Genomic DNA, 10,694 nt, shown 5'->3' with positions numbered 1-10,694 from the left:
CGCGATCCCCATCACCTCCTGGCCCGGCTATGCCCGCGTCGCCCGTGCAGAAACGCTGACCTTCAAGAACTCCGAATTCATCTCGGCCGTTCGCCTGCTCGGCGCTTCGAGCCTGCGCGTCAACCTCGGCCACGTGCTGCCGCTCTGCACCTCCTCGATGATTGTCCGCGTCACGCTCGACATGGCCGGCATTATCCTGACGGCCGCTGGTCTCGGCTTCATCGGCCTCGGCGCCCAACCGCCGCTTCCCGAATGGGGCGCGATGATCTCACGCGGCCGCTCGTTCATCCTTGACCAATGGTGGGTCGCGACCATGCCCGGCTTTGCCATCATTCTCGTCAGCCTCGGCTTCTGCTTCCTGGGCGATGGCCTGCGCGACGTACTGGATCCGAAGAGCGGGGAGCAGCGCTGATGACAAAGCTTCTCGAAGTCGAAAATCTGCGCGTCACATTCCCGACGCCCCGTGGCGACCTCGATGTCGTGCGCGGCATCTCCTTCACACTTGGTCGCGAGCGCCTCGGCATCGTCGGCGAGAGCGGCTCGGGCAAGTCGATGACCGGCCGCTCGATCCTGCAGCTCATCCGAGCGCCCGGTCGCGTCACGGCCGACAAGCTCGTCTTCGACGGCGTTGACCTTCTGAAGCAGTCCGAGCGGCAGATGCGCGCAATTCGCGGCGCCCGCATTTCCATGGTGATGCAGGACCCGAAGTTCTCGCTGAATCCGGTCATGACGATCGGCGAACAGATTGCCGAAGCGCTGCTGACGCACCAGAAACTGCCGCGCCGCGAGGTCAACGCCCGCGTGCTCACCATGCTGGAATCGGTGCGCATCGCCGATCCGGAGCGCGTCGCCAAGCTCTATCCGCACGAAGTCTCCGGTGGCATGGGCCAGCGCGTGATGATCGCGATGATGCTGATCCCGGAGCCGGACCTTTTGATCGCCGACGAGCCGACCTCGGCGCTCGACGTTTCCGTCCAGGCCCAGGTGCTCGACATCATCGACGAACTGGTCAAACGCAAGGGCATGGGGCTGATCTTCATCAGCCACGACCTCAACCTCGTTTCCAGCTATTGCGACCGCATCCTCGTCATGAACACCGGCGAGGTGGTCGAAGAGTGCAAGGCCGGCGAGCTGATGGCGGCCAAGCACCCCTATACGCGCGGGCTTATCGCCTCCATTCCGCGCCTCGATGAAACACGGGACGAGCTGCCGGTGCTCGACCGCAGCGCATGGGCCAAGGCATGACCGCGCTCTCTCTCAAGAACCTCGACATCTCCTACGGCGACGTGCAGATCACTCACGACGTCAATCTCGATATCGCCGACGGCGAGAGCTTTGCGCTTGTCGGCGAAAGCGGCTCGGGAAAATCGACCGTGCTGAAGGCGATCGCCGGTCTCGCGCCGGAATGGAGCGGCGAGATCACCGTGCTCGGCTCGCCGCGCGGCCACGGCATCGACCGCGCCTTCTCACGCCAGTGCCAGATGGTCTTTCAGGACCCCTACGGCTCGCTGCATCCGCGCAAGACCGTTGACGCCACGCTCGGCGAAGCGCTGACGATCCACGGCATCGGCGACCGCAACGCCCGCATCGAAGAGGTCATGACCTCGGTCGGCCTCGATCGCAAATTCCGCTTCCGCTTTCCGCACCAGCTCTCGGGCGGCCAGCGCCAGCGCGTGGCGATTGCCCTGGCGCTGATGCTGAAGCCGAAGGTGCTTTTGCTCGACGAACCGACTTCGGCGCTCGACGTCTCGGTCCAAGCCGAAATCCTCAACCTGTTGAAGCGTCTCAGGCGCGAGCAGAACCTCACCTTCCTGATGGTCACCCATAACCTGGCCGTCGTCTCCTTCCTCTGCGACCGCCTCGCCGTTATGCGCCAGGGCCGGATCGTCGAGATTGCCGATGTCGCCGATCTCAAGCGCGGCGACCTCAAGGATCCCTATTCGCGTGAGCTGATGCACATCAGCGCCGCGCATGCCAACTAGAGCGGGGCAGGAAAACGCGGGCGATATCCCAACCGCGTCCCGCTCTAAGATATCGAGTAACTCCAAGGACATAGCATGAACAGTGAACAGATCGCTGCCGCGCTGGCGGAATTCGACGCGGCCATTGCCAAGACCACCGATGCCGATGCGGTATGGACCGCATTACAGACGCTTTGCCGCCACGTGATCGGCGCCAAGCTCTTCACCATCATGACCGTCGACATGGTCAATGAAGTCGCCCGTCGCGCCTACACCTCGCATCCGGAAGAATACCCGACCTCCGGCACCAAGCCGATCCGCTACGACAGCTGGTTCGACATCGTCCACAAGGCGCACCAGACCTTTGTGGCCAACACCATCGTCGACATCTCCAAGGTCTTCGGCGATCACGAAACCATCTGGTCGCTGGGCTGCGGCTCGGTCGCCAACATCCCGGTCGTCGTTGGCGGCGAACTGCTCGGCACCGTCAACTGCCTCGACGTCGAGCATCATTACACGCCGGAACGCGTGGCGCTCTCCAAGCATCTGGAAATGCCGGCGAAGCTCGCCTTCCTCGCCGCCGCCCGCGCCGTGCGGACCTGAACTTTCCCTGCATTTGAGAGTACGCATTTGCGCAGGAAGCCCCCAGTGCCTTCCTCGATCTGCTCGAAGCCGCCCGTCACCCGCGGGCGGCTTTACTTATTTGCCTGTAAGGTCAGGCCGCCGCGCTTTGGGCGAGAAAAGCCTCGATCTCGGCCAGCGTCGGCATGGCCGGTGCCGTGCCGCGGCGCGTGACTGCAATGCCCGCCGTCGCGCAGCCAAAGCGCACGGCGTCAACGGGCGCCAAGCCCCGCGCCAACGCTGCGGAAAAGCCGCCGACGAAGGCGTCCCCTGCCCCGGTCGTGTCGATTACCGGTCCCGGCGCCATTGCCGGAACGAGAACCGATTGTTCACGGGTGTGATAGAGCACGCCGCGCGCCCCGAGCGTGATCAGAGCCACCTTGACCCCTCTGGCAAGCAGCGCGTCACCGGCACGGGTGATGTCATCGTGCGAAGAAAGCGAGAAGCCGACGATTGCCGCAGCCTCGGTCTCATTGGGCACGAAGTAATCCGAGAGCGGATAGATCGATTCCGAAAACGGCTCGGCCGGCGCGGGATTGAAGACCGTGGTCACACCAGCCGCGCGCGCGATCTCGAGCGCCCTTTGCGCAGCCGCAGCCGGCTGTTCGAGCTGGGTCACGAAAACCCGCGACGCTTCGATCGTCTCACGCGCCGCCTCGACATCGCCCACATCGATCGCACCAGCGGCGCCGGGATAAACGATGATCGCGTTTTCACCATTCTGATCGTTGACGTAGATGAAGGCCGCGCCCGTCGGAAGGTCGTCCATCTGCACGATCTTCGTCGTGACGCCCGCTTCGGCATAGGTGCGTAGCGCCATGTCACCGAAAGTGTCGCGCCCCAGCCGCGAGATGAAGGTCACCGGACTGCCGGCACGCGCGGCAGCAACTGCCTGGTTCGAGCCCTTGCCGCCCGGGCCTACGGAAAAGCCGCTGCCGATGATCGTCTCTCCGATGGCAGGCATACGACGCGCCATGTAGGCGGTGTCGGCCACGAATGTCCCCAATATCGAAACGCCAACCTTCATCGTCTGGTACCCTCTCCCGAAAAGCTCTGAGACAACGCGCAAGCGGAGCAACGGCTGCGCGAGATGCAATGGATTGAAAACGGCGCAGCGGCTCACGTCGAAAGCCTCAGCGGAGCGGGTTGAAGAAGAGCCTGCGCAGCTTCCGCCCGTATCCCAATTCACCGTGGTTTAGGCGGGTGGGATGACGCCCTTGGTGAGGAGGAAGCAGCCGTAGAACCGGGTTTCTCCTGTGACGATGACGCAATAGGTCTTCTTGGCTTCCTCGTAAAAGGCAAACCGCTCGATGCCGTAGAGGGGGGCCGACTTGCCTTCCGCCTTGTCGACCACGGCCTGGACCTCCCGCTGCACCGCCGGAAGCTCATCCGGTGCACCCATCACCTCCATCCGGCCGACGGACGGCTGCAAAGGCGTATCCAGCGGCAGAACCGAGAGAACCGCCTCCATGGCGCGCGCCGCCGAGACGTTGTCGATCCGCAACAATTTGCCGATCACCGACTTGCGGGCAATCGCATCCGCCGGGAAATTCGTGTCGACGATCGCCAGCGTGTCGGCGTGTCCCATGGACCGAAGCGCATGTAGTACATCGGCATTGAGGGCCGGATCGATATTCTTGAGCATGCACTCCTCCTCCCAGCACATTGGCGCTTCGGCCTGCAGACACACCTATCGCGTCTTCAGAGACGCAAGGTGCTGCGGCCGGAACCCAACTTCACGATTGAACCCCGAAACGCGGGCCGACTCCCTTCGGCCCGCAGGGGAGAATTCCCTATTCGCCGTAGGGGATCCAGATGTTTTTGACGTCGGTGGCGCGACGCAGATAGGCCGGGCCTTCTGCCGCCTCCCGATCCAGCCAGTTCGTCGCCTTGCCGTAGTCGACGAAGGTGCGCTTCAGGTTGCCGACCGAGAGCTTCTCGACGAGGGTCGAGAGTTCCGCCGAACCGAAAGCCCAGAGCGCATCCACCTCGTTGTGGCTTGCGAGCGTCTTTGCCAGTTCGATCGTCGAGCCGGTGACGATGTTGACGACGCCGGCCGGAACGTCGGACGTTTCCAGAACCGTGTAAAAATCGGTCGCGGCCAACGGATGCTGCTCGCTCGGCACCACGACGACGCGGTTACCGGTGGCGATCAGCGGCGCAACCAGGCTGATCATACCGAGCAGCGGCGCTTCCGGCGGGCAGACCACACCGACGACGCCGATCGCCTCGGGTATCGCAAGTGCTACGCCGCGAAGCGGCGGCTGGTGGATCGCGCCCTCGTACTTGTCCGCCCAGGCGCCATAGGTGAAGAGACGCGCGATCGAGGCTTCGACTTCTGCCTTGGCGTTTGCCACAGACGCGCCGGTCATGTCGGCAATACGGTCGGCGAACTCCTCGGCACGGCCGCTCAGATTCTCGGCGATGTAATAGAGGATCTGCGCACGATTGTGCGTCGTTGCCGACGACCAGGCGGATGCGGCTTGCGCTGCCACAACCGCATTGCGGATGTCCTTGCGGTTGCCCTCGCCGACTTCGCCAAGCACCTTGCCCTTAGGCGAAAGCACGTTGCGGTTATAGTTGCCATCCGGCCGCGCCTGCTTGCCGCCGATGAAGAGCTTGGCGGTGCGGTCGACATCCGGCATGGCGAAATCGCCGACGGCCGGCTTCAATGTCGGTTCAGCGACCGCGGGGCGCAGCTTGCGGCCGGCCCAAGCCTTCGGCTTCAGATATTCGTAGCACCCCTCGCGACCGCCCTCGCGGCCGAAGCCAGACTCGCGCTTGCCGCCAAAACCGGCAGAGGCATCGAAGAGGTTGGTCGCATTGACCCAGATGACGCCGGCGGCGAGCTTGGCTGCGACATGCAATGCCAGGCCGATGGTCTCGCTCCAGACACTGGCGGCAAGGCCGTAGCGCGTGTGGTTGGCAAGCTGGATCGCCTCTTCCGGGGTGCGGAAGGTCATGGAGACGGCGACGGGGCCGAAGATCTCTTCGGTCGCAACGATCGAGGTCGGCTGAACGCCGGTAAGCAGGGTCGGCGGATAGAAGCTCCCGCCCTTCGGCAGTTCGATCGTCGGTTGATGCAGGGCCGCACCTTCGGCGACACCCTTGGCGACCAGGCTTTCGATCCGGTGCAACTGCACCGGCGCGACGATCGCCGCCATGTCGATCGCCTTGTCGAGCGGATGACCGACGCGCAGCGTCTGCATGCGGCGCTTCAGCCGCTCGTAGAAGAGCGGTGCCACGCCTTCCTGAACGAGAATGCGCGACCCGGCGCAGCAGACCTGGCCCTGGTTGAACCAGATGGCGTCAACCACGCCTTCGACTGCGCCGTCGATATCGGCATCGTCAAAAACGATGAAGGGCGACTTGCCGCCAAGTTCGAGCGTCAGCGACTTGCCGGTGCCGGCGGTGCGCTCACGAATGAGGCGGCCGACCTCGGTCGAGCCGGTAAAGGCGATCTTGTCGATGTCCGAGTGCTCAACGATCAGCGCGCCGGTTTCGCCTTCGCCTGTGACGACGTTGAGCACGCCGGCCGGAAGACCTGCGGCAGCCGCGAGTTCGGCAAAGAGCAGCGCCGTCAGCGGCGTGAATTCCGCCGGCTTCAGGATGACGGTGTTGCCGAGCGCCAGAGCGGGCGCGACCTTCCAGGCCAGCATCAGGAACGGGAAGTTCCACGGAATGACCTGACCGACGACGCCGACCGGCAGTTGATCGGCAAACTCGGATTCCTGCAGCTGCGCCCAGCCTGCATGGTGATAGAAGTGGCGAGCGGCGAGCGGCACGTCGATATCGCGGGTCTCGCGGATCGGCTTACCGTTGTCGATCGCCTCGACGACCGCGATCAGGCGCGCGTGGCGCTGGATCATGCGGGCGAGTGCATAGAGATGGCGGGCGCGGGCATGGCCCGGCAGCTTTGCCCAGGGGCCTTGCGCCTTGCGGGCAGCGGCAACCGCATCGTCGACGTCCTTGGCACCACCGAGTGCTACCTTTGCAAGCAGCTTGCCGGTTGCCGGCTCGTTGGTCTCAAAGGTCTTGCCGGACGCGGAGGCAACGAAGGCGCCATTGATGAAGTGGCCGAATTCGCCCTTGTGGCGCACCAGCCACTGACGGGCTTCGGTGTCGGCCTCGGGTGCTGGACCATAGGACATTTCGTCAAAATACCTTGCGACAGTCATCGGGATCATCCAATCGGGTGACGGTTGAGGGCCGAGTAGGCGCCGGTAACGTGATGTTCGAGCTGGCGCTCGATATCGGCGAGCAGGCTCGATGCGCCGATGCGGAAGAGGTCCGGTTCGAGCCATTCACGGCCGAGCTCGTCCTTCATCAGGAACTGGTAGTTCAGGATATCCTTGGCAGCCGAGATGCCGCCGGCCGGCTTGTAGCCGACTTTCAGGCCGGTCCGCTCCTGGTAGGCGCGGATCATGCGCAGCATGATGAGCGTCACCAGCAGCGTGGCGTTGACGCCTTCCTTGCCGGTCGAGGTCTTGATGAAATCGGCGCCGGCCATCATGCAGACGAGCGAGGCGCGCGCGACATTGCGCAGCGTCTTCAGGTCACCTGTCGCCAGGATCGCCTTCACATGGGCGTCGCCACAGGCGGCGCGGAAGTCACGCATCTCGTCATAGAGCGCCTGCCAGTTGCCGGTCAGCACGTGCTCGCGGGTAATGACAATGTCGATTTCCTTGGCGCCGTCGGCAACCGACGCCTCGATCTCCCGCAGCTTCACGTCATGCGGGATGAGACCAGCTGGAAAACCGGTGGAGACGGCCGCAACCGGAATACCGGAACCTTCCAGTGCCTCGACAGCCGTCGAAACGAAACGGTGATAGACGCAGACCGCGCCTGTGGTGATGCCGCGACCGCCCATGCCCACGGCTTCGAGCAGATCCTGGCGCACGGGCTGACGCGCCTTGGCGCAGAGGCGCTTGACGCGCTCCGTCGTGTCGTCGCCATTGAGGGTCGTGAGGTCGATGCAGGTGACGGCTTTCAGCAGCCAGGCGGCCTGCGCATCCTTCTTGACGGTGCGACGGCCCGGCAATGTCGCGACGCGGCGCTCGGCTGCCGACAGGTTGACGCGCTGGTCGAGCACCCAACCAAGATCCAGATCGATACCATCGTTGCGCGGCCAGTTATGGCCCGACGCCGGCAAATGCGCTGCTTTCGACGCGCCGGCTTTCACAGCAAGGTCTTCCAAGTGAGAACTCCCTGTCGCGGCACTGACGCACATTCAAGGCGCACTCGCCGGGATAATCAAATTTGTTATTTTTCTACCTATTTTTGTGACTATTCCATCAAACCATGAGCGTGTCAAGGGAAGCCGCGACCGTGATTAGTCGTCACTCGCCCAATCACGGGCTAGAGGCCTGGTATCTCTGTCTCGCCTTCTTCGGTGATAACCGAGCGGAAAGCCCTGACCGGAGCAAAGAATGCCGGCTTCAACTTGCCGATTTTGCTGAGGTCGACGACGAGATGGCTTTCGCGCGCGAGCGAGATGACCTTTTGCTTCACAGCCACCTCATGGAAATGGACGCAGGTCGCGCCGCGACCGGGGTCGACCCCAGCCGCTGAAAGGAAGGCGACATTGATCCCGAGCGAATCGAGAGTCTCCAGCCCGGAATTACCGGAGAAGGATGCCGAGGCCGGGTGATATACGCCGCCCAGCATGACGATCCGCACGTTCGGTTTGTGGGTCAGTTTTCCCGCAACGTTTAGCGAGTAACATACCGCAGTTATTGAATAATTCTCTGGAATAAGATCGACGAGATATTCGAGCGTTGTGCCGCAATCGATGAAGATCGTTTCGTCCGGGCGGATGTGGCGGGCAGCGTGGACGCAGGCATCCCGCTTGGCGGCGGCGTGACTATCGGCTTCGCGCGCGAGTTCATAGGGCGCGTCCCCTTCGATCTCGGTCGCCGGCACGATGTGCCCGCCGAGAAAGGCGAACTGGCCGGGATTGTCGGCGACATCACGGCGAATGGTCATTTCAGAGACGCCGAGCAGGGCCGCGGCGTCACGCAGGTGCAGAACCCTCCGCCCGGAAAGCGCCTCGGCTAGCTGGATGATGCGAGCAGTTTTGCGACTGACCATGGCCCTGTCCGTTTTCGCGCCATTTCGTGGTTTCGTTAGCCACGAACAATATTTGTGAAAATTATCACAAACCGCACTTGGCAAGCAAGAGGACTCACACGGACTGTAACGCTCCTTCTGCGTCTATTCGGGCCGTGTGCCCGCCTGAAACGGACGACGGCGGGCCGATCGGCCCGCCGCACGGTGGTCAATAGGCGCGGGCGCCGTTTCAGACGGCGATGGGAGCGGTTCTCTCCGCGAGCCAACGCGATGTCTCTGCATCAAGCAGGCCATCCATCTCGCGCACGACGCGACTGTGGTAGGCGTCGACCCATCGGCGTTCCGCCTGCGTCAGCAGGCCGATATCGGCCAAGCGCAAGTCGATCGGCACCAGCGTCAGGCTGCGGAAGCTCCGGAAGCCATCGCCGTCATCGACCACCTCGACCTGGTTTTCGATGCGGATGCCGTAGGCGCCGGCCTTGTAATAGCCGGGCTCGATCGTCGTGACGATGCCGGGCTTCAGTTCGATCTCGTTGACGCGGCGATCAAAGCGCTGGGGTTGCTCATGGACAGAAAGGAAATGGCCGACGCCATGGCCCGTGCCGTGGTCATAGTCGAGCCCGAGGTCCCAGAGCGGACGGCGGGCAAAGGCGTCGAGCTGGTGGCCGACGGTTCCCTTGGGGAACTTGAGCGACACCATGGAGATCAGCCCCTTGAGAACAGCGGTGTACGCGCGCCGGACTTCGTCATCGACAGGGCCGATCGCGGTCGTGCGCGTGGCATCGGTGGTGCCGGTCAGGTACTGCCCACCGGAGTCGAGCAGATAAATGCTGCCCTTGCGGATCAGGCCATTGCTCTTCTCGGTCGCCGCATAGTGACACATCGCAGCGTGGCCGCCTGCCGCCGAGATCGAACGGAAGCTCGGCTCGACGAAGCTTTCTGCCATCGTGCGGTAGGCAAGGATGCGCTCCTCCGCCTCGAGTTCGGTAACGGGTTTGCCACTCGCATCCCGCTCCAGGGCGTGCCGCTCGAGCCAGGCGAAGAAGCGTATCCAGGCAGCACCATCCAGACGGTGGCAGTCACGGAAGCCCGCAAGCTCGGTCGTGTTCTTGTGCATCTTGGCAAGCGTGATGGGGCTTTTCGCAAGCTGCACCGTGCCGCCGGCGATGCGTGTTGCATGGGCAGTCGCCGAGGGGGCAAAGCCGGGATCGATCAGCGCCGTTCGTCCGGCCGCCACCGCCTTGACGCGTGCAAGCAGTTGTCCGGGCTCGGCCATCGCGACATCGTCGAGCTCGAAATCGGAGAGATCGTTCGGGAGCTTGCGATGATCGACCAGCCATTCCGTCTGCCCGGCGCGGTCGAAAATCAGGAAGGATTGCGGCATCGGGTTGAAAGCGACGTCCCGGCCACGGACATTGAGGAACCAGGCGATGTTGTCGGGCTGCGCCTCGATCAGGAGATCGGCCCCCTGCTCCGCCAGCATGGCGGCGATGCGGCTCCTCTTCTCGGCAACGCTTTCGCCGGAATAGGCGACCGGGAAGGCCATGATCTTGCCGAGCGGCTTCTCCGGCTGGTCGGTCCAGATCGCGTCGACAAGGTCTTCGTCGACGGACGTCCAGACGCCACCCGCCTGCTCAACCGAGCGGCTGCAGTCCGCATCCCAGGTGGAGGGCAAAAGCATGGCGTTAAAGCCGACGCGTTCGCCCTTGCGCAGATTGTTCTTCAGCCAATCCTTGAGCGGTGCGTCATAGAAATGTTCGATCGCGAAGGTCCCGAGATCCACTTCGTCGCGCACCTGCACCTGGTAACGGCCGTCGACGAAGATCGCTGCACGGTCGCGCATGACGATCGCCACTCCCGCTGAACCGGTGAATCCAGTGACGAAGGCCAGGCGATGGTCATGTGGCGCGCAGTATTCGCCCTGATGTTCGTCGAAGCGCGGCACGACGTAGCCGTCGAGCCCGGTCTCCGCAAGCTTGCGCCGCAGCGCGCCAATCCGGCTGGAGATATCCGGCCTTGCTCTCGTATCCATGATGTCTTTCC

At 63.4% G+C, this 10,694-nt stretch carries 10 protein-coding genes; 4 read left to right on the top strand and 6 right to left on the bottom strand.

Annotated features, from left to right (window positions below):
- The 4 genes from I8N66_RS07005 to I8N66_RS06990 form a co-directional block, all read left to right on the top strand.
- Positions 1–412 (top strand): ABC transporter permease (locus tag I8N66_RS07005; RefSeq protein WP_291151390.1); only part of this gene is annotated, 412 nt, incomplete at its 5' end.
- Positions 412–1,245, top strand: coding sequence for an ABC transporter ATP-binding protein (locus tag I8N66_RS07000; RefSeq protein ID WP_291151387.1), 834 nt, complete (start codon positions 412–414; stop codon positions 1,243–1,245). The genes I8N66_RS07005 and I8N66_RS07000, both read left to right, overlap by 1 nt.
- Complete coding sequence (locus tag I8N66_RS06995) at positions 1,242–1,982, top strand: ABC transporter ATP-binding protein (RefSeq protein WP_291151384.1); 741 nt, start codon at positions 1,242–1,244, stop codon at positions 1,980–1,982. The genes I8N66_RS07000 and I8N66_RS06995 overlap by 4 nt, the downstream gene beginning before the upstream one ends.
- A 75-nt stretch (positions 1,983–2,057) precedes the next feature.
- Positions 2,058–2,564 carry a GAF domain-containing protein gene (locus I8N66_RS06990; protein WP_291151381.1) on the top strand — a complete coding sequence of 169 codons (507 nt, stop codon included), beginning with the start codon at positions 2,058–2,060 and terminating at the stop codon, positions 2,562–2,564.
- A 112-nt stretch (positions 2,565–2,676) separates the two neighbouring features.
- On the opposite strand, the gene rbsK is transcribed toward I8N66_RS06990, so the two are convergent.
- From rbsK to I8N66_RS06960, 6 genes are all read right to left on the bottom strand, one after another.
- Positions 2,677–3,609, bottom strand: coding sequence for a ribokinase (rbsK, locus tag I8N66_RS06985; protein ID WP_291151378.1), 933 nt, complete (start codon positions 3,607–3,609; stop codon positions 2,677–2,679).
- 168 nt (positions 3,610–3,777) lie between these two features.
- Positions 3,778–4,227, bottom strand: coding sequence for an RbsD/FucU family protein (locus tag I8N66_RS06980; protein ID WP_113535206.1), 450 nt, complete (start codon positions 4,225–4,227; stop codon positions 3,778–3,780).
- A gap of 148 nt (positions 4,228–4,375) precedes the next feature.
- Positions 4,376–6,760: an aldehyde dehydrogenase family protein gene (locus I8N66_RS06975; protein ID WP_291151373.1), complete on the bottom strand. Its 2,385-nt coding sequence runs from the start codon at positions 6,758–6,760 to the stop codon at positions 4,376–4,378.
- Between the two features lie 5 nt (positions 6,761–6,765).
- Positions 6,766–7,779 carry a deoxyribose-phosphate aldolase gene (gene deoC / locus I8N66_RS06970; protein WP_291151370.1) on the bottom strand — a complete coding sequence of 338 codons (1,014 nt, stop codon included), beginning with the start codon at positions 7,777–7,779 and terminating at the stop codon, positions 6,766–6,768.
- A gap of 161 nt (positions 7,780–7,940) precedes the next feature.
- Positions 7,941–8,672 (bottom strand): DeoR family transcriptional regulator, encoded by a 732-nt coding sequence (locus I8N66_RS06965; protein ID WP_291151367.1) that lies wholly within the window; start codon positions 8,670–8,672, stop codon positions 7,941–7,943.
- Positions 8,673–8,880: 208 nt separating this feature from the next.
- Positions 8,881–10,683: an aminopeptidase P family protein gene (locus I8N66_RS06960; RefSeq protein WP_291151364.1), complete on the bottom strand. Its 1,803-nt coding sequence runs from the start codon at positions 10,681–10,683 to the stop codon at positions 8,881–8,883.
- Between the last annotated feature and the right edge of the window lie 11 nt (positions 10,684–10,694).

The sequence above is a fragment of the Ensifer sp. SSB1 genome, assembly GCF_016652895.1.
GTDB lineage: Bacteria > Pseudomonadota > Alphaproteobacteria > Rhizobiales > Rhizobiaceae > Ensifer.
The sequence above is the reverse complement of the archived record's forward strand: the minus strand, read 5'-3'. Positions and strand labels throughout refer to the sequence as shown.